Source organism: Micromonospora sp. NPDC048830, from assembly GCF_043198215.1.
GTDB lineage: Bacteria > Actinomycetota > Actinomycetes > Mycobacteriales > Micromonosporaceae > Micromonospora.
In genome coordinates, this window is record NZ_JBICUP010000072.1 from 1 (window position 1) to 22,296 (window position 22,296).

The window sequence follows — 22,296 nt, forward strand, 5'->3', positions numbered from 1 at the left end:
GACGGAGATCACCTGACCGCCCAGCAGGATTTCTGCTGTCCGCGAGCAGGGACTCAACTGTCCGCCAACAAGGATTTTTCCGCGTCCGCTAGCAGGCTCTGTCAGCTCTGGCGAACGCCCCCCGGATCTGACAGACCTCTGACAGCGGAGGGGCTGATCTGACAGCCCTGGTCGGAGGCTCGCCGCCTCGCACGCCGGCCTCACCGGCTCGACGGGCGGTGCCGAATGTCAGATCATCACGGCTGGACCCTGACGCTACCGCCGGACACCGAGTGCTGGGACGGAGACGCCTGAAAGCCGGTGGCCGCGTCTCCCAGCTGCTTGACGGGCGTATGGCGGCTGAGCTGGTCTGTCAGACCCGGCGGCGCCTTGTCGGAGCCATGTCAGATCGTTGTTAGACGCCCGGGGCGTTCGCTGGAGCTGACAGGAGCCGGTTTGAGGGCGCGGGGCGTTTCCACGCGGCGGCCACAAGGCCGGACCCGAACCCATGCGGGTCGACTGGACCCGGGAGGTCGCCGTCGGGCTGGTCTACGACCGTCTGCACAAGGGCGGCGCTCTACGGCCGGCAGATGAAGTGTGGAGAGACCGTCGCCGAGCGACCATCTGGCGAGCTCATAAGGGGTCTTCCATCACGTCTTCCCCTGGGACTTCACCGCGCCTTCACCACTGCTCACGACCATCGCACCCGGCGTGACGGCCGCATGCGGCTGTCAGTGCAGCACACCGCCGTGACCGTCGCTCGTCACCGGCGGTGACAGTTCCAGACTCCCTCCGTAGGAGGGAGTTCCCTTCCGTTACTTCCCCCAGGAGGCTGCCGGCGTTCCACAGCGGCGGGGTCGAGACCGCCTCCTCCTGGTGACCCACGACCGGGCTGAACCTCCCAGCGGACCGGCCGGACCTGATAGGCGGCAACAGGCGTGGCCGCCAGGACGACAACGACGTCGCCTGACGCCGCCGTGAAGGTGACCGGTGCAAGCCGTTGACTTCCTGTCGCACCAGAGCGATCGTCGAAGACCACCCACTCTCAGATGACCAGCAACGACTCCACGCCAGCCCGCAGCTCGGCGTCGCCCGCGTCGCCTCGCCCACCCGCCCTCGCGGCCGGTCGGCCGGTTGCCGCCCCGCCACCACGCTGCTCGGCCGGGCCTGGAGCCCTGATCGTGGACTTGGTGATCCCGGCCGGTCACGATGAACTGAGCACATCAACCTCTACCGTTGCGACGGCCCGCCGCGTGTCCAGCGCCAACCGCACCCGCGACGTAGACGATGCGCAGAAAGCGAGGCACCCGACCGTCCTCGACGCGGACAGCATCGTCCCGGAGAACGGCTGGAGCCCCGCCTGCTCAGCACTGACGGCGGCAGCGCTACCGGACGAAGCGGTACCGCAGTCGGGCGGTGAACCGCGACCTGCGAAGAGACGCCCGTGGACGGGGTCAAGATCGGTCATAGGCGCGTCAAGCTGGCCAGCACCCGGAACAGCGGGTGGGGTGTCGGCGGCCAGACGCGCTTCCCCAGGTACGGCCAGCGACGCCCTCACTCTCCGTGTTACCCGACCATGTTCCGCCCGGGCTGGGCGTGAGGCGGCAACAACGCGACCAGATTTAGGAACGGTTGTTCTTGACTGGTCGTTCCTAAACCGGCTAGGGTCCTCCCATGGGCCGACCGAGAGCATTCGACGAAACCGAAGTGATCAGGGCGGCGGTGAGCCTGTTCGCCAGCCGGGCGTACGACGGCATCTCCGTCGATGACCTGGTGACGCACCTCGGTGTGCACCGCAACAGCCTGTACAAGGTCTTCGGCAGCAAGCGCGGGCTGTATCTGGCCGCCCTGCGGTGGCACCTGGAGCATCAGGTCCGGCCACTGCTGGCGAAGGTCACCGCGGCCCCCCACCCGACACAAGCATTGAGGGACATGTTCGTGGCCGACACCGCCAGCCCCGACATGGACCTGCTGCTGCTGGCCGTGGCCGAACGCGCGCCGGTGGACCCCGAGGTGGCAGAGGAAGTCGCCCGCACCATGCGCGACCTCGACGCCGCCATCGATCTCACCCTGGGCGGCGGTGCGGCGACCGCCGACGATGCGCCGTCGCCCCTGGCCTACGCGCTCACCGCGGCGATCCTCGGCCTGCGCCTGCGGATCCGCGCCGGCGTTGACGCCGCCGGGGCCGGCACATCCCTGTTCGACCGGATTCACCAACCGCAATCCTGAAGGAGCTTCCATGGCCAAGGTGCACATCGACAACGACACCCTCATCATCGAGATCGAAGGACTGGACAAGCTCTGGGCCCTCAGGAGCCGCTTGGAGATCCCGCTGTCCAACGTCCGAGGCGCCACCGCCGACCCCGGCGTGACCAAGGAGCCCAAGGGTATCCGCGCGCCCGGCGCCCACCTACCTGGCGTCATCACCGCCGGCACTTTCCACATCGACGGCGAGCGTGTCTTCTGGGACGTCCGCGACCCGGCCAAAGCCGTCGTCATCGAACTGCGCGACGAGCGCTACGCCCGGCTCATCGTCCAAGTCGCAGACCCCCGGGCCGCAGTCGACCTCGTCGAGCACGCCATCACCCGCTCCACCACCTGATCCCAACTCAGCCACCACTCACGCTCGGTAACACCGGCGGCCAGTTCTCTCCCCACTAACTGGCCGCCGCTGGGGGCCTTGCACTGGCCGCCGACAAGCGGGTTAGCCTCGGCCCACCGTCACGTCGGCACGGTGCGGCACCGCTCCACGCCTCCAAGCGAGGGTTCCCGCGCCCCACGGCCGCAGTCCCCGCAGTCGTCCAGCGCACCTCGAACGGGCCCCGTTCCGACATCGGTGGTCCTGCCCTGCCGCCGTCCACGTGCGTCCGAGTCGAGCTGCGGCGCGGGCAGCGCAGTCGCGGTCCAGCAGAGGTGACCTGTCGCCGGGCGCCCAGGCCGGGGCACACGATCAGAGCCTGGCCGGCGAACAGGCTGCCCTTTACCTCTTCCCGCCGCTTATCTCGCCGATCATGAACCCGCCGCTCGACTTGTTCGCGGGCCGACAGGTGAACCCGCCATGGTGCGTATCGCCCGAGGACTTCGGGACCGCTACTGCCCGCGCTGGCGGGGTCCCCATCCCGGCAGCAGCGGCGGAAGCTCAGCAAGCGGTCGCTGCGGCCGTTCCGGCGGCGGCGCCTCGCCGCCGTCGCCGTCCCACCGCCGTCCGTACTGATCAGGTAGGTCACCCCACCCGAAGTACGGCATCGGCTCGCTGGGCAGGCCACCGAGCATCTCCAGCGGGTCGATGCGGGACTCGTCGACCCTGCACAGGTGCGCCCAGTCGTCACCGAAGTCGAACACGTACGCGAACTGCTCGCCGCCACCCAGACGACTCAACCTGGCCCGGTCACTGTCGACGCTGCCCTCGGGGGCATCGCCGTCCCACAGCTCAAGCGGCGTGACCTGGGTGTGGTCGGCCAGCGTGAACATGTGCAGGTGGGCCAGGTCCCAGCGGGCGAACGCCAGGTCGATCGCGTCAGCGAGCTGGGCGAAGGTATGCGACCGGCTCGCCGCGAAAACCCTGCCCGGCCGAGGCCACAGGTCGACGCCGCGACCGGAGACCAACTCGACCCGTACGGACAGCCAGGTACGCGCCACCGCTGACCCTCCCACCGACAACCGTCGCCACCACCGCCTGAACACTACGAAACGTCACCGGCGCTGACCTCGGCCGCGGCCGTTTCCCTGGCGTCGAACCTGGCCGATTGGCGTGCGTCCCATCGGCGGGCGCGCGACCTGCCAGGCTCGGCGACGTCGGCGACAGGCCGAAGCCAGATCAGGCTGTGGCACTCACAAGCGCCACCAACGGCGGGAGCGACCGCGTCGTCGTGGGCGTCGCCAGCCCGACAAGCTCACTGCCGTACCAGCCCGCGCGGCGTTTCGGCGGCAAGCGCCACCGAACCTTGCCTTCGGCGATCGAGAAACTGCCCGAACCGCCGCCACGGTCCCTCCTCGCACCAACGACCAGGGTTCTTTGCCCCGCGTACCTCTACGCCGCCAGCCCGGGATAGCCGCTCAGGCGAGACCACTTGACCTTCTGTCAAAGGCGAGCGTCGATCGTGTCCGCAGTCCGTCCGCCTTGCAATGGCGGACGACGTGACCCATCGACGAAAGGGCTCCCGCCATGCCTCGTGAACGCCTCAGCCTGCTCGCTGTGATCCCCGGAGACGTGACCGACCCGCTCCTGTGGCGGCTCGCCCTCGACGTGATCGGCGCGCACCAGCCCGACAACCGCGGCGACTGCCGCAACCTGCAGTGCGCCGGCCAGCGCGGCATGTGCGACGCCGCCCGCACCGCCCGCCGGGCCATGGACCTGGCCCGCCCAGCGCGGCCAGCCGCCACCCGGGACACGACCCGACGAGCGCACGAACACGCCGCTGTGGTCGCACCTCGGTCGTCGGCGTTTCGCGGCTGGTTCACCACCGCACCCGCACGGCCACCAGCGTCCCCGCACCGGCGGCAGTCTCCCCGGCCCGCCTCCTTGGCGGCTGCGGCCGCATAGACCGACTGACGAGACGACCAACGACTTCGTGCCGATCCGCGGTGGCCGGGGTCGCCGCACCCGCCCGCGCGCGGGAGCCCACGCAGGGCCACGGCGCGTCGTCAGCGGCATCGCTGCGCTGTCCGGCGGGCGGCTGACGCTGCGGCCCGGCACCCTTACGGCGCACTCGACCGGCTCACCGACGAGGGACTGGGTCGAGCCGGACCGGCAGCAGGTGGTCGAGGGACGACGACGCCGCGACAACCGGCTCACCGGCACGGGCAGGGATCCGAGCGCGCGACCCGTCAGAGACACCGGCAGGTATTGAGTCGGGCGGCTTGGCGGGTCAGGTGGTCGCGTTCGGCGAGGTTGGGGGCCTTTCGGGCCGCCTCGGCGTGCAGCCGTGCCGCCGTCGTCCGGTCGCCGTCGCGTTCGTGGAGGTACGCCGCCACGGCCGCGTGGCGGGGTAGCGTGTCGTCCAGCGGGGCGAGTGCGGCCAGTCCGGCGCGTGGTCCGTCGGACTCGCCGACGCCACCGCGCGGTTGAGCTTCACGACCGGGCTGTCGGTCAGGCGGGCGAGCTCGTCGTAACCACTCGAGGATCTGCACCCAGTCGGTCTCTGCGGCGGTGGGCGCGGCGGCGTGCAGTGCCGCGATCGCGGCCTGGGCCTGGAACTCGCCCAGCCGGTCGCGGGCGAGGGCCGCTTGCAGGCTCTCCACGCCCTCGGCGATCAACTGGGTGTCCCACCGGCGGCGGTCCTGCTCGGCCAGCGGCACCAGGCTGCCGTCGGGCGCGGTCCGGGTATCACGCCGGGCGTGGTACAGCAGCATGAAGGCGAGCAGCCGGCTGCCTCGGTCAGGATGACGAGCTGCCGGCAGGCGCCAGCATGGCCATGTCGACGACGAAGCAGGCCACGGCCCCGGTGGCCGTACGACCAACCCAGACCGGATAAGCGCCGTCGCCCCAGCCCGTGTGGAACGCGATGAGGTTGGCGCCCGAAGCCCGGTCCTGCAGCTCGACCGGGCGTTCCGCCTCGGCCACGGAGTAGAACTCCGGGTTCTCCTCGCTCCGCCTGGCCATCGCTTCAAGCGCCACCCTGTCGAACAGGACGATGGTGGCCACGTTGACGCCGACGACGAACGCCTCACCCTCGTGAAGGGTGCCGGGGTCCTGGCCGGGTCGCAGCGCCATCTCCCAGGCCGCTACCGGCTCGTCACGGATCACCAACTTCGCCGCCGCAACACGCTTGTCCTGCGGCCATTCAACCAGTGCAAGCGTCAACGGATAGGTGCCTGGAGGCACCGTCGCGGTGAAAGGTGCGATGCCCGACATTTCCCAGGTCGTCAGCCAACTGGGGTCAGCGGCGACCAGCCTGCCGCTGGGCAGATGCAGATCGCCTGCGGGCAGCGTCCTCGCGGTCGCCCACTCGCCGCCGTCGAGCAGGTGCCGCGACCCCGGCCGGAACAGGCCCGCTGCCTGCTCAGGAGGCGGCCACGGACGGGACTCCTCGGGCGACAGGGAGCGAGACGGGTCCGGCCGACCAGAAGGCGACCAGGCCGAGCACCCGCCGAGAACGGTTCCACCGCCGCCGGCCGCTGCGGCGAGCGCAAGCCTCAGCGTCTGCCGTCGACTCCACACCTGCGCCCCCTTCCATCGACGAAGAGCACCTACAGGATGATCTACGACAACAGCCGACGGAGTGCCACTCAGGCCCTGATACCGCTTCGTTATGCAGGTCCTGGAACCAGACACAGGCGCGGCGGGCATCAGAATGACAATTATTGGTACTCCCGCTGCCTCAGGAGCCTCCTGTAGCCAGTCGCAGTTCGAGGAGGTCTTCGGTGGCGGCGTCGATCACCGTACGGGCGAGGGACGCCGGGAGGCCGGCCTGTGCCGCCAGACTCTCCGTCGTCACCCGCTGCTGGTCGAGGAGTTCGACGGCCCGGCCCAGCAGGGAGGGCCGCTCCCGGGGGCCGAGGTCACCCGGCTCGGGGTGGCCCCACTGGGCGAGCAGGCTCATCCCCCGCCGGTAGGTGTGGTCCCGGTAGACGCCCAGGTCGTGGCCCCGGTAGACGAGCGCCTTCAGGCTGATGCCCCAGCGGCGCTTCAACTCGTGTAGCTGGTCGAAGTCGAGGCGGGCCGGCAGTTCCGCGGCCAACGCCGGGCTGGGAGCGAGGAACTCGGAGGCGAAGGCGGTGGCCTCCCGTTCCAGGATCTGGCTGCCAGGCTCGGCGTCGTGGTGCAGCAGCAGATGACCGAGTTCGTGGGCGGCGTCCATCCGGGAGCGGGCCCGGTCGTTCTTGGCCGGGTTCAGGAAGACGAACGGCCGCTGGCCGTACCAGTGCGAAAAGGCGTCGACCCGCTCCGAGACGTCCGGCAGGGACAGCACGATCACCCCATGCGCCTCCAGCAGCCGTACCGTGTGCGGCACCGGCCCGTCGTCGAGCCCGAACGCCCGGCGCGCCGCCGCAGCGGCCGCGCTGATGTCCTCGGCTCGCGCCGGTTCCGGCAGGTCGAGCTGCGGCAGCCGCAGCTCGGGCAGCCGCAGCTGCCGACCCAGCACCTCGACCACCCGCCAGGCGACCTCGCCGAACGCCTCCGCCTGGTCCCGCTCCGCCTGGCTGGTGGCCCGCAGGCTACGAAAGTGCGCACGCCCCGGCGACGCCGGAGCGGGAAAACCGGCGGCGAAGAACTCCACCGGCATCGTCAACGCTAACGCCAACCGGGCCAGCACCGCCGCCGACGGGCGGGCCTGCCCCAGCTCGTACTGGCTGACCGCCGCCGCCGTGACCCCGATCTGCCGGGCCAACTCGTTCTTGCGCATCCGCCGCCACCGGCGGGCCAGCCCGAGGGCGTGCGGCTCGAACGCCGCGACGGCCACGCTGGCCGAGACCGGCGCACGGATCCCCCCGGTCACGCCGAACGGCCGGCGGCAGCACCGAGAGAACGAACGCCGGCGCGACCCGGCCGCAGCGTCTCGATCGGCAGCTCGGGAACCGGCAGCTCGTCGTGCCGCTGCCCCGGCACACCGGTGCCGTCGCCGACGACCGGCAGCGGCGTGCCCACCGTCACCGCGTCACCGAACCAGAGCATCACCTCGAACCACGGCGACCCGCCCTCGCGGTTGTCCCGGGGCAGCCCGAGGTGCGCCGTCGCCTCCCCGGTCGTGATGTCCCCGGTGTGCGCGACGCGCAGGTGCCGCTTGGGCGGCACCACCCCGGCGAAGACCTCCGGGAACTGCTCGTCGTCGTCGAACGCCAACTGGCCGTCGCGGCTGTTCTCCACCGCCCCACCCAGCCGGGCCTCGCTACCCTCCCACCGGATCGACTCGACCCCACCCTGCAACGAATACAGCCGCACCACGTACCCGGCGCAGAGGATCTCCAGGGAGTTGTCCTCCACCCGCACCCGCACCCCGTCGACACCCTCGAACATCGCCTTGCCCAGGTTCGTCAGGTTGCGCCACACCGTCGTGCCGAAGCTCATCGCGTCGTCGCCCAGCTCCGGCTCGTGCCGGTCCGCGGCCCGCCGGTACACCTGCCGGATCAACCCACCCAGCGGCTCCAGCACGCCCCGCTCGTCCAGCATCACCACCGCGTCGCCCAACAGACCCATGCCAGGAAATCTAGCCGACGCCGCAGTTGATGTTGCGGAAATCAAGCGGCCGACACGCCGGAACCCGAACCCCATTCGACCTCACGGCAAGATCGGCGAGTAGTCGGGCACTGGCGCGACCGACCACGCCTCGTCCGTCCCTGGTTACCATGATCTTCGGACGTGTTCCGGTAGCCTTCACCCAGCAAGTGCCTTCTGTGACAGGAACATGGGACCTTCGGCAAGCCCTATTTACCCTGATCAGAAGGCGCTTCCTTGCTTCCCTCCCAGCCTATGGGCAGCCCTTAACGAAGGGTCGAGGTTAGCTCGTACGAGTCCCCCGCCACAGCTGTGTTCTGCGTCCTCAAGGTGATTGACTGCTTCAAGAAACTTCGGAAGGAGAGGCTGTTGATCCCCCGCGCGCACATCCAGCTTGATCCAGCTTTGCCGCAGAATGCCCCGTTCTGGATGCCGGCAGAGGACGAAATCCATGAAGAGGGCATCGGATTCTTCCAAGGCGTGTGGGCGATATTCGATGTGCCTTTGTCGGAAGCGGCCCAGGTGGTAGCCGACGAGCGGGCTGCGGCAGCTGCAGTCGACGCTGCGGCGGACGATGCTACGACGTTCGAGCATTTCGCCCGGTTGATCGAAGCACACAACCCTGATTTCCCGTCCGAAGATCCCGAGGATGAGGCAGGCATGGCCGCGCTTGCCAAACATGGTGACGTCGACTCGGTCAGTCTGTGTCACCTTGAGCTTGGGGTCGCCGGGCTAACGTATGCTTTGGCGGCGACCGGATGCGTACCGGCCGCCAGTTGCCGCAGTCATGCCGAGCGATCCTGGGCCGAGCGGCCGGTCGTTGTGGCCGCCATCGACCGGGCGCACGCGGACTGGTTGCAGCCGCTGGTTGAGCGCATGTCCTGCGGATTCGACCTCGATGACCTGCGCCCGCAGTTTTTGACTATTCATGCGCAGTCGATCAAAGAGATGATGGACTTGGCCGCGGCGATTCTGGCCAAGGCTGAACACGATCCGCCACCGCCCCTTTTCTGGGGACCGTCCTCGAATGATGAACAACCCGTGGAGGACCGCGTCGAAGTGGACGGGCAGCAGTCACTGTTCAACTGCTGAGCCTTTGGCGAGTTATTAGACGCCTTCTTCCTGGCAGCCTTACCCGTCGTAGCCTTGGGGAGGTGCTTGGCCGCTCGGGTCGACTGGTTGCCAGCAGGACTGCGAGACGACCTGCCGAGACGGTCGTACGCCGGCCCGGTTGGTCTGCCTTGGGAAGGCTTCTTCAGGGTCCATATGTCGGCCAGGCGGTCGGCCATGCCGATCACTATCCTGATGGCATGGGGCAGGCAGGCTCTGGTAGCGGCACCGACTCTCGGGGTTGGGTCTCGACCCAGGCCGGCGCACATCTGCGCGGGCGCCGGGTACGCGACACGGAACCAGAGATCGTCCTCCGCAGGGCCGTGCACGCCCTCGGGATGCGTTTCCGTCTACAGCGACCGGTAGTCGGCCGCTGCAAACCCGATCTCGTGTTCATGGGGCGACGGTTGGCAGTGTTCGTTGACGGCTGCTTCTGGCACGGTTGTCCTCAGCACGGACCGCGGGCCTTCCGAGGACCGAATGCGGATCGCTGGCGTCAGAAACTGCGTGACAACCAGGAGCGGGACCGGCGCAATGATGCTGCCCTGGCTGATGCGGGGTGGCGCGTGGTGCGGCTGTGGGAGTGTGAGATCAAAGCCGACGTCATGGCTGCGGCCCGACAGGTGCAGCGGGCTTTCCAGAGCTGACGAAGCGCGCGCCAAAGTGGCAGTTGTTGCGAAGGGGGCACGTTCGACAGAGATGCCTGCTGGGCTCAGTCCGACAAACGGTAGCTCCCAGTAGTCGCACGGCCGCCATGCGCGATGCTGCGTGTGCCCCAGACCCGACGAGCAGCGCGAGGTCGAGCCTGCCGGCGGTGAGTCGGTTCGTCGTGTGTGAGTCGCTTCCGACCACTCGTGCTGCCACTCGGGTCGCCGTCTGGTTGGGTACCAGGCGGTCCTCGCCGAGAAGCAGCCGGAAGAGGTCTGTCTCCGCTGCCCGCAGCCCAAGTTTAATCTCCAGCTGGTCAGGATCGTGAGCGACGTCGGGGTCGTCCAACAGCGGGGCTAGCCGCTCAACGGCATTGCGGAGCCTTGACGTGGTCCTACCGTCGAGGACACGTTCCAGCAGTTGCCGCGTCAGGGGGGCTGTGTCTCGCAGGGGTTCCAGTGTGGCGCCGAGTCCGGGCTGGCCGCCGATCATCGCCACCAGCGCCGCCAGGGCCGGTGGGCGGCCCTGCGAAGGCAGCAGGTACCAGTGATCGCCCAGACGCTGACGGGTGGCGTGCTGAGCGAGAATTTTGCGGACGGTACCCCACCCGCGGTGCGTGTCGTCTGACGGTTCCTCTTGAGCCATGAGCGCCAGCGCGGCGGCCTCACCGAGCATCGGTGGTACGGCGTTGCCGATCTGCCGGAAGGCGTCACTCCGGGTGCCGGCGAAACGGAAGCTGTCGGGGAACGTCTGGATGCGTGCTGCCTCACGGACGGTGAGGGTGCGGTGCTCCTCCGGGTGGATGTACCAGTAGCCGTCCTTGGCGATGTGAGCGGTGATCGACCGACTCCTGTCGTCCCAGTCCAGGCGCTTGTACTTGTCATCAAAGGTGTCGGCGGTGTACCGACGCAGGCTCGGGTCGATTGCCGAGTAGAGGGTCTTCGAGGTCATCAGCGAGAAAACCTGACGGTCGTCGTCGCGCACCGGGCGGGTCATGTGATCGAAAACGACACCGGTCTCGGCGCCGCAGCGCATGCGTAGGGCGAACTTGCTCAGGTCCTTGGACGTATGCTCCAACCGGCGTCCGCCGGTGCCGAGCTCGAGCCGTGGCAGGTCACCGATGGCCTCCCGCAGGGTTGTGAACTGCTCAACCTCCCGGGGCCAGGCAAACGATCCGCTGTCGCGGCGAGCAAGCAGGATCAGCCGTTGGCGGTGCTGAGGAACCCCGTAGCGCCATGCATCCACAAGTCGCACCTGCGTGCGGTAGCCGTCCTGTTCCAACATCGCGACGATGGTGCGCACCACAAACAACTCGTCGCCTAGTGCCATGTCCGGCACGTTCTCCATGAGCACCGCGCGGGGGCGGACCTTGAGGACGACGTCGACGAAGGCACGCCACAGTTCCTTGCGGTGGTCCTCTGCGTCGCGCTTGCCGGCATCAACGAGGCTGCGGATCTTACTGCGTCCCGCCCGGCTGAACGGCTGGCAGGGCGGTCCTCCGGCGACGAGGTCGATCTCGGTCCGTCGGAGGAGCCGCACAAGGTCGGCTCGGGCGACCTCGTCCCCGAGGTCGACGTCCAGAGCCAGTCCTGGAAAGTTCGCCCGATGTGTGTCCAGCGCCTTGCGGTCGTGGTCCACGGCGGCGGCGACGGTCCACCCTGCGTCGGTGAGGCCCTGACTCAACCCGCCGGCCCCGGAGAACAGGTCGACCGCGAGGCGTCCTCCCGCAGCCAGCCGTTGTTCACACCATTGCGGGAATGACTCCAGGCTGCAGCTGTCCTCGCGGGGGAGGAGTCGAAGGTCGTCGCTCCGCTGCAGCTTCACACCGTAGGTGGCCACCCGGACGCCGTCCCCCCCATTCGAACCCTCACGGCAACTTCGGTCGCACGCGTGTATGAACGACCGGTCAGGCACACTGTACGACGATGACCGCTTTTCGTCACGTCGCAGCACTGCGCTATCCGGGTCGTCCTCGTCAGCTCGCGGCAGTCTCGCCGGTTTGGACACTGTAGGCGGCCCCTCCGCCGACTCCCTCGGCACCCCCGACCATCACGAGGTCGCGGCGTTGCGCTGCAGGCTTCCTAGCAAACTCGTTCATGAACTACCGTTGTGGGACGCGCTTCCGCCACTGGTGCGTGTCCGACTGGTCTCAATGCCTGGCGCAGCTCGCCGCTTGCTGTTGACCCCACAGCCGTGGAGAGCGACGTACTCTTGTGGCCGGCCCAGTGCCGATGAATCTGTGCTGTCCTCGTTGCCTTTCGTCGCTCATGAAGATTGCGCCCGGGAGCCGACGGCCTCGAGTGTGTCGCGGTACACCTCTTCAAGCAGGCGTTGCAGCTGCGCCCCGTCTAGAGCCGGGAAGTGCACTACGACGGACATGCGCCGGATACGCTTCATCGCCTCCCGGAGGAGGTCGGTCCTGGACACAGGGGGCTCTTTCGCGACGGCTGAGAGGTGCGCCGCAGCCACGGCCTTGGCGACGCGTGGATCGCCGGCGATCGAGGTCCGTTCCATGATTCCGGTGAATTCATCCTCCAGTAGTTGGGCAGCAGCGTGTTCACCGACCGCGTAAGCCCTGGACCACAGTCGTCGGAAGGTGTCGCGGTGCTGACGACCGGTGAACCGGTCCCGGTGTCGGTCGGCCGCCCACCGCCACACGGCGACGTCGGGCAGCAGAACGAGGGATATGAACATCCAGACACCGGGGTGGGACGCGTCGGCGGGCAAGATGTTCATGCGGCGGAGGAGTTCGGGGCCGACACGCTGGTCGAACCCCGCGTAGCGGCGAGGGGTGGGTACCGGGTAGCCCTCGCTTCTCGCGATGTCGAGTATGACGAGCCGGAGCTCGTGCAGTTGGTTTTCGCTGATACGGGAGGTGGCGGTCTCGTACCACGACACACGAGGGTGCGACGTCGCGGCGAGGGCGGCGATCGCCTTGATCTCCAACGACGCGTGGTTGCGCATCAACTCGTCCGCAGCTGCATCGTCGAGGCGGGGGTAGACGTTACCGGAGGCGCTCACCTACCTGACTCCCATGCCCGAGCCAGCAGTTCAGCCTCGATTTCGCCCGGGTCGTCTTCGTATTCGCGCCGCAGATGGTCCAGGGTCCGCCCTGGCAGATGCGTCGCGAAAAGGGTGAGGAAGAGGTCGCCGAGCGTGCCCTCGTCGTATCGGTGTCGCTCATCAAGTTCGTCGTGCTGCAAGGCCCGGACAACGAGCTGACGGGTGACGTCGAAGGCGATGAACCGCGCCAACGCTCCAGCTGCGGGGTCGGCCGGCCGGTCCAGCAAGCTCTGTACGTCGGAGTGCGCGGTGTTGAGATACAAGAGCAGCGCGCCAGCCACCGAGGCAGTGAGGTCGTGATCGCACTCGAGGAGCCAGACACCGTTTTCCCGGCCCCGTCCTGTGGCGGCGAAGTCGACCGCCATCACGGGCATTCTCGCTGCCGCCCCCTCCAGTACCACGGAGGACCGACGCGACCACAACGGACTTCCGGGCCGACGTGGCGCCAAGACGGCAGCCCCGAGGCCGGCCTCGCCGAGAGTGACAGTGACGGTCAGGTTGAGGGTCCCGCCGAGCACCTCCCCCGGAATGTCGATGCCGAGGTTGTTCCTGCCGTCGACGAGGGCGGCGATGGTGCCCGCCCCACGAAGGTTGGTCCACGTCGAGTGCCAGCTGATGACGGCATCGACACGAGCCCCGACTCCGAGCCCACAGTCGGCGAGGATGCCTGCGAGGTCTACCGTGATGCTCCATTCGACCCGCACCCGGGCGTGGTAGTCCCACTCCATCGCTCGGCCTTGCACCACCGCCAGGCCGTGGCCGTAGGTGACCTCGGGCTCGACGGCGATGAGCCGGGACTGGTCCGGTTGCAAAAAGCCGAGGCTGACAGGAGCCGTGCTCATGGCGTGGCCGCCCTTGCCTCCAACCGTAGGCTGACCGCCGTGTCCGGCGGCTGGGAGACAGTGACAATCCAGTGACTTGTGCCGGGTTGTGACAGTGCGACCTGGTGGCCGTGCTGGGTTTCCTCGGTCGTTGTCTCGCGCCAGGAGATGATGTGCGGGACGTCGGCGCCCGCGGGTGGTTCGCTCTCCTTGCCGCCATCGACCAACACGTACGGTTCGGCCCTTACGATGGCACCTCGATTGCCTTCGGGCACGACCACGGTGGCGCTGAACTGAACTGCGGTAGCGCCGTCCACGGTCATCATGTTCACTGTCGGGTCGAGCCAGGCACGGGGGCGTCGGGCCGGGTTACGTTGTCGGATCCAGCCGTCCTGGGCGCCGGAGGAACCGGAGCCGGCGTGTGCCGCACGTGCATCGGCGCCTTGACCGGTGGCGTTGGTGCCGGCCTGCGCGTTGCCCGGTTCCCCGGTCCGATCCGAACCGTTGTGCGGACCGAACGGGGTGCTACTTCCGGTGGCGCTGCCGACCGAACCGCCGTGCTCGGGAAATGCGGGAATCCTGGGGTCGGTGCCGGCGACCGTGCCATCGAGCAGGCGACCGAGGCGTGACGCGAGGCTGACCGTACCCCGGTGGTGCGTGGCCTGCGTCGCGGTGACGGGGATGGTGTGACGGCGGAACCGTGCCTTGATCTGTTCCAACGCCTGCCGCACGGGGTTGCGCTGGTTGCGTGCAAGGCCGAGGTTGGCCGGGCGCCACTCGTCGTGGCTCGCGGGTTCGGACCTGGCGAAGTCGCTGTCAAGCTCTGGAGCTGCGAGAAAGACCCCGGCGGTGGCCTGGCCAGAGGGGGCCGGCTTTACCGGCATGTACCGGACGACAAATCGGGGCGAGCGCATGAGCGCGACCTCGGCGGGAACCGCGTCGTGGTTGCCGTCGGGGTTGTAGGGGTAGTCGCGGTGGGCGATCACTCCCAGTCGCCGGTCGGGGCGCTGCGAGCGGACCTCCTCGACTGCCCACGGCCAGGCGTGTTCGGGTGCTCTTCGTCCGGCGAGGAGGTCCTCGCAGCGCCGGTATGCCTCGACGTGGTGGCGTAGTCGCGGGTCGGTGGTGGGGTCCGGCGGCGCGAGCGTCTCGCTGTCGCACGTGAAGGTGCATATGATGTCCGGCTTGCGGATCGCGGTAGACACCATGTGGGGCCAGGCGTGTGCCGTAGCGGCCTCGGCGAGTCGGGCTACGACGTCGCGTAGTGGCGCGTCATCGGTCGACGGAGCGAGCACCATGAGGGAGGTGCCGGTGGCGCCGTTCGGTAGCCGGTTAAGACCAAGTGCTGCTGCTAGTTCCTCGGCGGGCGGACCTTCGAGGGGTTCGACGAGGTTCCTACCGGCCACTCCCCACCAGTGCCGGCCCGTATAGCGCCGTCCGGCATCCTCGTACGGGTTTCCAAGCGTCATGGCGATGAGGCGGGCGATGGGTACGCCACTGAATATGGTGCGCGAGTAGACAACGACCGTAGAGCAGGCGGACGCCTCGAAGAGCACTGCCTTTCCGAAGCCGTAGGTGCCGCTCGCCAGTCCCTTCCGCTCGTCGCGTCCCGTGTTGCGGACCAGATCGATGAAGTTGGAGTCGACGTCGGTGGCGAGGTCGGCCCGGGTGGGCCCGGTCAGCCCGCGGGTACCGGTGTCCGTCACGACGAGGACGTTGACGTCTTCGCTACGAAGGATCTCGCCAGGGCCCGCGAAGGAGGGAACCGTCTTGAAGACGAGATCGCGCAGGACGCTTCTCTGGTCTGCTGTTGTGCGCCAAGCGTCGATGCTGAAGTGCACTGGTCCTTCGCCGATTCGGGCGTCCCAACTGTTCTGAAGTGTCTCGCGTAGGAACAGGTCGAAGAAGTCCAGGGCCGGCCGACCGAGGGTGCGCCGCTGAGAACGGGCATCGATGCCACCTTCGGGACGGTACGCCTCGGACTGTAGGTGCAGCGGCCTCACCGTGGAGTTCCGATCAGGTGCGTCACGGCCTGGTTGACGCCTTCGACGAAGCCGGGCAAGAGGGTGGCGTCGGTCAGGTCGATGGTGTAGCGGACGCGGCTGATCCGGGCTGGCAACGTGGGCTCTCTCAGGTCCGCCGGGACGAGGCGCGGGAATCCAGGGCTGGTGGTCCGGAAGGTGCGCTGCTGGAGCCGCCGGAAGCGCACCAAGCGGTAGGACTCGGCGGCGGTGTGGCGATAGCCGGATCGGGCCAGAGCCTGCAGCAGTCGGACGGTATCGACGTGGGCTTCGCCGAGCCTTTCGATAGCGTCCGGCACGCAGTCGCCGCCGAATGGTACCGACTCGAGCTGCTCGACGTACAGGTACAGCTCGTCGAGTGGACCAGGGTCGAGCTGGCCGAGACCGTGGATCTCCACCCGCAGATGCTCCCTAACGGTGGTGGCCTTGACCTCAACGCCGGCGCTGTTGCCGATGAAGTCGATGCGGGCGTTGTCCGGCCCTGTCCAGGTGGCCAGGGCGAGGTCGGGATCGATTGCGGCGGCAAGTTCGAGGAAGTGCAGTTCGGCCAGCAGGCCGGCCAAGCGGTCCCGGCCCAGGAGCTCGCCGGCTGCTGGTGCCAGTAGTTCCCGCCAGCGCTTCAGCACCCCACGGCACACGGGGCCCGGCTGAATCCCGGGGGCGGCTTCGAGTCGTTGCAGCATCTCGTCGCAGACCTCGGCGAACAGGTCCCGCATCTCTGGCAGTTCACATGCCACGTCGAGGAACACGCTAGCGCGGCCGTTGTCAGTCAGCCGCCGCACCGTGATCGTCACACCGCGGCTGGTCCGGTCCTCGGTCCGGTTGTCGCCCGGGGCCAGCGGAACGAGCAGGTGCCGACGCCCGTCTCGTCCGACGGCGTGTCCGACCCGACCGCCGGGCACGTGCACGTCGGTGTAACGGATGCGGATGTCTTGCAGTGGAGCGTTGTCTTCAAGAAGCGCGAACAGGTGCTCGGAACGTTCGGTCACCGTCGAGCCGCCGGCGGACGTCGCTGGGACGCCTCCTGAGCAGAGGCGAGTACCTCGTCGGCGTTGTCGAGCGCCTCGACGAGGCTCTCATCAGGCTGCTCGGGCACCAGGGCTGACAGGTCCGCCGACAGGTACCGCACCCCGGATGCGGCGCGCCTGGCGGGGAAGAACAGACCTACTCCGATTACGTCTTCCGTGGCGTCGAGCGGGACCCGCCGCTTGGCTCCCGGCTTGGGGGCCCGATCAGGACGCAATGGCACCGAGTCGGCGGCGATTGGGTACAGGCACAGCAGACCAACAGCGCCGAGCAGGTCCTCACGCAGAGCGCGCAGTTTGCCGTCGTCGTCACCGCCAGCCGCGGCGATCGCCTCAGCCTTAGCCATGTCGAGGTCGGCGACGCGGTCGATGCGAGACACCAAGGCCTTGATGTTCGCGTGGCCGATGGTAGGCATGTCCAGCCGGCTGCGGTTGATTCGATTGGCCGCGATGCCGCCGCCCAGCGAGAGTGGGCCCTTGCCACCGTTGCGTTCGCCGCTGCGGTCACCAACAACCACAACGCTCCAGCTCCGCAGCGCACCGAGCGCGTTCTCCGAGCTGATGTAGCGTTCCAACAAATCGGGTCGCAGCCGGTGGCTGTCCTCGTGGAACGAGTAGTCGTGCAGGAACTGCAGAATCAAATCCACCGGCACGCTGCGCACCACATGCCGGCCGTCTTGCATCGCGACAGGGCTTAGGCCCGCACGTACGGCGGCGTCGAGCAGCTTGCGCGTGGCCTGAAGGTTGGGCCGCAGCCAATCCTGATCGCGATGGTGAAACAGAATGGTCTGCTGCCTGGAATTGCCAAAGCTGACCTCGGCCTCCACGGCGGAACGCATCTTGGCGGCGGCAGTGACGATCATGGCCGGGTGGGTACGGATCCGAACGGCCAGTTCGTCGGGACGGCAATCTTCGATCTCGTAGCGGCGGATCTCCTGGCGGATCTCCTCTTCGACGGTAGCCAAGTCGTAGAACCAGGATTCGAGATCCTCAGTCATCCAGATCCGAACAAGATCCCCGTAGCCAGGTCGGTAACCGAACCAGCGGCCCATCTGGAGCAGGGTGTCGTAGGCGTTGGTGGCCCGCACGAAATAACTGCAAATCAGGCCAGAAAGGGTTAGGCCACGGGAGAGCGTGTTACCGCCGATGGCGATCACCGGGCTCGGGTCGTCCGGCTCGTACGCCAGTCGCTGCCCCGACTGGGAGTTGTCGATGACAATCCTGACGCCGGCGACAACGTCACGAAGGTGAAGGCAAATGTCTGTCCAGTCCACCGGCGTCTCGCCCAGGGACTCCGCCGGCATTCGCGCCGTCTCCGCCTCCCAGTCGTCCCGCAGCGCTCGCAATGTCGCACGGTCCCCGACCATGACTTCCTGCCGGAGTACCGTAATGTGATCTTCGACCTCGGCGGCCAGAGCGTCATGACCTGCGGTGAGCATGGTCGTGTGGATCAGCATCGTGGAGTGCATCGCGAATCCGTCACGAACCCGACGCGCTGCGGTCGCCAGCACGAACCACCGCAAAGCCGCAGCGAGTGAGTCGGGCATCGACGGCGACCAGCCGCCCGCAGCGCCGCGGGCGGGCGGTGGTTGAACGGCGGTAATGTCGGCGGGCGGCACATGCCTGACGATGTCGAGCCCATCGTCGATGTCCGCGCCCGGCTCGTCGGCGGCCAGTGGTTCGCGCCCGAAGATCTTCTCTGGCCCGAAGTAACCAACGGGCCGGTCAAGGCTAACGATGAAGTCCCGGGGGTATAGCCCTTCGAAGTCTGCGGGACGTACCAGCAAGTTCGCGAAGGGCGTGGCGGTGTAAGCAATGTACGCCGCCTTCGGCTTGCGCAGAATCTGCCCGATGAGAGCGTTAATTCGCGACTGCCGGCCGTTGCGTCCGATATCGATGCTTGCCTGGTCGGCCTCGTCGTCGATGACCAGGATCGGGCACTCCTTGAGCACGCTTTCGCCTGCCGCGTCGATGAACCGCACGAGCCTGCGCAGCCGGGCTGGGTTCTTCTTCACCACTGCGAGAAGGCGTTTGTGTGGATCGCGCAGCAGGCCACTGGCGTTGCGAGGCGGCTCGTTGAAGTCGGCGTCATGATAGGTGAGCCAGTGCCAGCCTGCGTCGTCCCCAACGAGCACCTCGTCTAGGCGCTGCTGCGTCTGGGCACGCAGGCTGTCGGTGATGCCCGACAGCACGATGACCATTCGGTAACCGACGTCGGCGGCCTTGCCGACCACCGACATGAAGCTGGTCGTCTTGCCGCTTTGCACGTAGCCGAGCACCAAGCCGCGTGACCTGATCTCGTCGGCCCCCGGGGGACGCAGCAGAGAGACTATGCGGCTGGAGGCGCGGTCGATCGCGCCCACCGCGCCGTCATCCAGTCCGTCTGACAGCCGGTCGCGCAACGGCCACCAGAACCGGTCGTCCGGCCGCGGGCCCGTGTACCAACCTCCCGTGCGGTACTCCGCCTCGACGAGGGCAAGCGGGTCACGCAGTTCGCGGATAAGCCCGACCTGCCGTTCATAGCCTCGCCGCCCTGCATCAATGAGCTCATCTGGGATGTTGCCCCGGCGCCGCAGGCGGGCTACGGCACGCTCGATGCTTTCCCCGCCGCGGACATAGATCGCGATCTCATCAACCAGCTCGGCCACTCGTTCGTCGGCGATGTCAGTGCTCATCGGGGAGGCTCCCAACCAAAGATCACCCAGGGGTGTCGACTGTGCGCGGGTGGTGATGCGTCGAGAGTATAGGAGCGGACGCCGACACTCTGCCGTCCGCCCGCCCACGCGATGCCGTGTTCGGCGTGGAGGCGCATCGGTAGCCGAGCAGCTACCCCCAAGTCGATGTCGACAGTTGTGCAAGCGAGCACCCCGCGAGCACTCCGGATCCACAGTAGATTGCAGGGCGTTGCGTCGCCGCTGGTCAATCGCCTGATTGTCTCTGGGCCAACAGGAAAACTGTGGATTAAAAGTCCTCAGCTCTGCCATTGAGCTAACGGCCCGCTGCGTCACCAGGTTACCCGATCACGGGCACCTGGCTTGATATCCGCCTGGGTGGGCATGAGCGGGTGGTTCTGGTCTGTGTCGCTGCGAGGCAGGCTACTGCTTGTTCAGGGTGGTGCGCTACTGGTCGGGACGGGATGGCCCCGAGAGGCCACCACGTTCGTCTCACGCCGGCCCTGGTCGGGGTCTCGGCCGCCGTAGTGGGAGGCCGGAACTGGCGTCAGCTGCCCTGGTGTGGCGTTAGATGAGGCCGTTGCGGAGCGCGTATGCCACGGCGTGGCAGCGGTTGCGTAGGTGGAATCGGTTGGTGACGTCGTACAGGATGTTCTTGATCGTGCGGGGGGAGTAGCAGAGTTTCGCCGCGATCTCGGCGGTGTCGTAGCCGTCGGCGACCAGGCGCAGCACTGCCGCCTCCCGGCCTGTCAGGCGCAGGATGGCCATTCCACGTGGCCCGAGGGTGTCCCGTTGCAGCGCCCCGACCTGTTGCAGGAGCCGGCCGAGCAGGTCGGCGGGGATGTTGCCCTCGCCGGCTGCGGCGGCGCGGATCGCGGTGACGAGGCGTTCTGGGCTGGCCTCGGCTCGGCGGACGAGCCCGAGGACCCCGTGTTCCACCGCGGCGGCCAAGCCGGCGTCATCGATGTGGGTTACCACCAGCACCAGGCCGGGAGCTTTCCGGATGCGCAGCGCGCGCAGGGCCCGCAGGGTCGGCTCGTCGACGCTGTCGGCGATGACGAGTGTGGCCTGGGCCTGGTCGGCTTCGGTGTCGTCGAGCAGCAGCACCTCCGGAGCGCCTGGCCAAGGAACACCGGAAGGGCCGCTACCCGCATCAACGTCCTCACGGTGATGACGCGCACGAACAAGCGCAACCCCACCAGGTCACGCCAGAGATTTCCTCAAGATCAATGACGGGCAAGAACAAACTCGTCGTCACCTTCGGTGACGGCTAACAGACACCTTCGAAGCGTGCAGCGCCCAACTGCGCCACTACTGGCCTGAACAGGTCACCGCGCATCTGGACCGAGGCTATGACAACAACCGAACCCGTGATCTGCTCGAAGAGATCGGCTTCGACGCCGAGATCGCCCGCAAGGGCGTGCCCGCCCCGATCCAGGTAGGCAAGCGCTGGGTGGTTGAGAGAACGAATTCGTGGATGAACGGGTTCGGCAAGATCCGCCGCTGCACCGACCGCAAGGCCGAGATCATCGACTTCTATCTGTACCTGGCCGCCGCCATCGTCACCATCCGTCAACTCATCACTCGAGCCCGAACCCTCTACCGCTGGGACGCCCGACCCACCACTCGCAGACTCAGATGACACCTATTGCCGGTCGCTCTTAATCCACAGAATTTCTGTTGGCCAATGGGCAATCAGGCGACTGGCCAGCGGGATGCCGCGCACTACAATCCACTATGGAGGCTCTTCGAACTTGAGCGGGGTTTGTGGGTCCGGTCGACCCGAACGTGAAGGGCTCGCAGCCCATCGGTGATCATCTGAGTGTCGAGTTCGGATGATCATAGGTGAAGAGCGGCGAGCATGGTCAACGATACGACCCGGCTGCTGGGCCTGGACGGCCTGGTCGCTGAGCGGGTCGAGGTGGACGCCGCGGGTGTCCCGGTGGTGGACCTGTCCACCGGTTGTGAGCAGGCACGATGCTGTCCGCAGTGTGGTCAGCGTGCGCTGAGGGTGAAGCAGTGGACCACGACCCGGCCGCGGGACCTGCCGGTCTCCGGGCGTTCGGTACGGCTGCGCTGGCGCAAGCGCCGCTGGTACTGCCCGACCCCGGCCGGTCCGCGCAAGTCGTTCACTGAGCAGGTAGCGCAGGTCCCGGCCCGATCCAGGCTGACCACCCGGTTACGGCAGTCTGCCGGGGCAGCGGTCGCCGACGCAGGTCACACGATCGTGCAGGCCGCTCGGGATCACGGCGTCTCGTGGCCTGTCGTCGCCGACGCGTTCACCGCCCACGCGAACGCCGTGTTGCCGGACGAGCCGGAACCGGTCACCGTGCTCGGGATCGACGAGGTCCGCCGGGGTAAACCCCACTGGAGCTGGGACGCCCAGGCAGGCTCCTGGACCACGACCACGGACCGGTGGCACGTCGGCTTCGTCGATCTATCCGGTGGGCAGGGCCTGCTCGCCCAGATCGAAGGCCGCACCACCGCGGCTGTCACCGGCTGGCTGAGCGAACGCCCACCAGCCTGGCGTGAGCAGGTCCAAGCGGTAGCGATCGACATGTGCACCGTATTCAAGGCCGCGATCCGGCAGATACTGCCCCATGCGCTGCTGGTCGTCGACCACTTCCACATCGTGCAAGTGCGCCGTGAGGCGCTGTGTTTCCGAGAGGGGTGCAAGGACCCTCCGCCGGGCTGTCGCAGCAGTTCAGTGAAGCTGGCGGCAGCCTGACCCCGGAGGTGCGGGGAAGGGTGGGAAGCAGCCGCGACAACGACGGGACGTGCCGGTACTACCAGACGGCAGCG

The 22,296-nt window shown here is 67.7% G+C and carries 17 protein-coding genes and 2 pseudogenes; 7 read left to right on the top strand and 12 right to left on the bottom strand.

Annotation, left to right across the window (positions count from 1 at the left end; translation table 11 throughout):
• Nucleotides 1-1,653: 1,653 nt before the first annotated feature.
• Nucleotides 1,654-2,208, top strand: coding sequence for a TetR/AcrR family transcriptional regulator (locus tag ACGFIZ_RS32285; RefSeq protein ID WP_393426532.1), 555 nt, complete (start codon nt 1,654-1,656; stop codon nt 2,206-2,208).
• Nucleotides 2,209-2,218: 10 nt separating this feature from the next.
• On the top strand, nt 2,219-2,581 hold the full coding sequence (locus tag ACGFIZ_RS32290; protein ID WP_393426535.1) for a hypothetical protein: 363 nt from the start codon (nt 2,219-2,221) through the stop codon (nt 2,579-2,581).
• 488 nt (nt 2,582-3,069) lie between these two features.
• Here ACGFIZ_RS32290 and ACGFIZ_RS32295 read toward each other — a convergent pair whose 3' ends face one another.
• On the bottom strand, nt 3,070-3,618 hold the full coding sequence (locus tag ACGFIZ_RS32295; protein ID WP_393426538.1) for a hypothetical protein: 549 nt from the start codon (nt 3,616-3,618) through the stop codon (nt 3,070-3,072).
• 571 nt (nt 3,619-4,189) lie between these two features.
• On the opposite strand from ACGFIZ_RS32295, the gene ACGFIZ_RS32300 reads away from it, so the two are divergent.
• Nucleotides 4,190-4,522 (top strand): hypothetical protein, encoded by a 333-nt coding sequence (locus tag ACGFIZ_RS32300; RefSeq protein WP_393426541.1) that lies wholly within the window; start codon nt 4,190-4,192, stop codon nt 4,520-4,522.
• A gap of 284 nt (nt 4,523-4,806) precedes the next feature.
• Here ACGFIZ_RS32300 and ACGFIZ_RS32305 read toward each other — a convergent pair.
• The 4 genes and pseudogenes from ACGFIZ_RS32305 to ACGFIZ_RS32320 all read right to left on the bottom strand — a co-directional run.
• Nucleotides 4,807-5,343, bottom strand: a pseudogene (locus ACGFIZ_RS32305) (DUF6596 domain-containing protein); the annotation flags it as partial.
• Between the two features lie 13 nt (nt 5,344-5,356).
• On the bottom strand, nt 5,357-6,139 hold the full coding sequence (locus ACGFIZ_RS32310; RefSeq protein ID WP_393426544.1) for a DUF4241 domain-containing protein: 783 nt from the start codon (nt 6,137-6,139) through the stop codon (nt 5,357-5,359).
• Nucleotides 6,140-6,299: 160 nt separating this feature from the next.
• Nucleotides 6,300-7,418, bottom strand: a complete 1,119-nt coding sequence (locus tag ACGFIZ_RS32315; RefSeq protein ID WP_393426547.1) for an XRE family transcriptional regulator — start codon at nt 7,416-7,418, stop codon at nt 6,300-6,302.
• On the bottom strand, nt 7,415-8,116 hold the full coding sequence (locus ACGFIZ_RS32320; RefSeq protein WP_393426550.1) for a hypothetical protein: 702 nt from the start codon (nt 8,114-8,116) through the stop codon (nt 7,415-7,417). The genes ACGFIZ_RS32315 and ACGFIZ_RS32320 overlap by 4 nt, the downstream gene beginning before the upstream one ends.
• 387 nt (nt 8,117-8,503) lie before the next feature.
• On the opposite strand from ACGFIZ_RS32320, the gene ACGFIZ_RS32325 reads away from it, so the two are divergent.
• Both ACGFIZ_RS32325 and ACGFIZ_RS32330 read left to right on the top strand, forming a co-directional pair.
• Nucleotides 8,504-9,226 (top strand): hypothetical protein, encoded by a 723-nt coding sequence (locus ACGFIZ_RS32325; protein ID WP_393426553.1) that lies wholly within the window; start codon nt 8,504-8,506, stop codon nt 9,224-9,226.
• A 218-nt stretch (nt 9,227-9,444) separates the two neighbouring features.
• Nucleotides 9,445-9,891 (top strand): very short patch repair endonuclease, encoded by a 447-nt coding sequence (locus ACGFIZ_RS32330; RefSeq protein ID WP_393426556.1) that lies wholly within the window; start codon nt 9,445-9,447, stop codon nt 9,889-9,891.
• Here ACGFIZ_RS32330 and ACGFIZ_RS32335 read toward each other — a convergent pair.
• The 7 genes from ACGFIZ_RS32335 to ACGFIZ_RS32365 form a co-directional block, all read right to left on the bottom strand.
• A complete protein-coding gene (locus ACGFIZ_RS32335; protein ID WP_393426559.1) occupies nt 9,848-11,731 on the bottom strand; it encodes a DNA cytosine methyltransferase in 1,884 nt (627 codons plus the stop codon). The two genes, ACGFIZ_RS32330 and ACGFIZ_RS32335, sit on opposite strands and share 44 nt — an antisense overlap.
• Before the next feature lie 426 nt (nt 11,732-12,157).
• Nucleotides 12,158-12,913, bottom strand: coding sequence for a hypothetical protein (locus ACGFIZ_RS32340; RefSeq protein WP_393426562.1), 756 nt, complete (start codon nt 12,911-12,913; stop codon nt 12,158-12,160).
• Entirely contained in the window at nt 12,910-13,797 is an 888-nt protein-coding gene (locus ACGFIZ_RS32345) for a hypothetical protein (RefSeq protein WP_393426565.1), read from the bottom strand. Before ACGFIZ_RS32345 ends, ACGFIZ_RS32340 begins: the two co-directional genes overlap by 4 nt.
• Nucleotides 13,794-15,779 carry a hypothetical protein gene (locus ACGFIZ_RS32350; protein ID WP_393426568.1) on the bottom strand — a complete coding sequence of 662 codons (1,986 nt, stop codon included), beginning with the start codon at nt 15,777-15,779 and terminating at the stop codon, nt 13,794-13,796. Before ACGFIZ_RS32350 ends, ACGFIZ_RS32345 begins: the two co-directional genes overlap by 4 nt.
• Complete coding sequence (locus ACGFIZ_RS32355; protein WP_393426571.1) at nt 15,776-16,786, bottom strand: PD-(D/E)XK motif protein; 1,011 nt, start codon at nt 16,784-16,786, stop codon at nt 15,776-15,778. Before ACGFIZ_RS32355 ends, ACGFIZ_RS32350 begins: the two co-directional genes overlap by 4 nt.
• The gene (locus ACGFIZ_RS32360) at nt 16,783-19,497 is read right to left on the bottom strand and encodes a Z1 domain-containing protein (protein WP_393426574.1); all 2,715 of its coding nucleotides are present in this window, start codon (nt 19,495-19,497) and stop codon (nt 16,783-16,785) included. The genes ACGFIZ_RS32355 and ACGFIZ_RS32360 overlap by 4 nt, the downstream gene beginning before the upstream one ends.
• A gap of 564 nt (nt 19,498-20,061) precedes the next feature.
• Nucleotides 20,062-20,601 carry a LuxR C-terminal-related transcriptional regulator gene (locus ACGFIZ_RS32365; RefSeq protein WP_393426577.1) on the bottom strand — a complete coding sequence of 180 codons (540 nt, stop codon included), beginning with the start codon at nt 20,599-20,601 and terminating at the stop codon, nt 20,062-20,064.
• A gap of 226 nt (nt 20,602-20,827) precedes the next feature.
• On the opposite strand from ACGFIZ_RS32365, the pseudogene ACGFIZ_RS32370 reads away from it, so the two are divergent.
• Both ACGFIZ_RS32370 and ACGFIZ_RS32375 read left to right on the top strand, forming a co-directional pair.
• Nucleotides 20,828-21,136, top strand: a pseudogene (locus ACGFIZ_RS32370) (IS5/IS1182 family transposase); the annotation flags it as partial.
• A gap of 219 nt (nt 21,137-21,355) precedes the next feature.
• The gene (locus ACGFIZ_RS32375) at nt 21,356-22,222 is read left to right on the top strand and encodes a transposase (RefSeq protein WP_393426580.1); all 867 of its coding nucleotides are present in this window, start codon (nt 21,356-21,358) and stop codon (nt 22,220-22,222) included.
• Nucleotides 22,223-22,296: the final 74 nt, after the last annotated feature.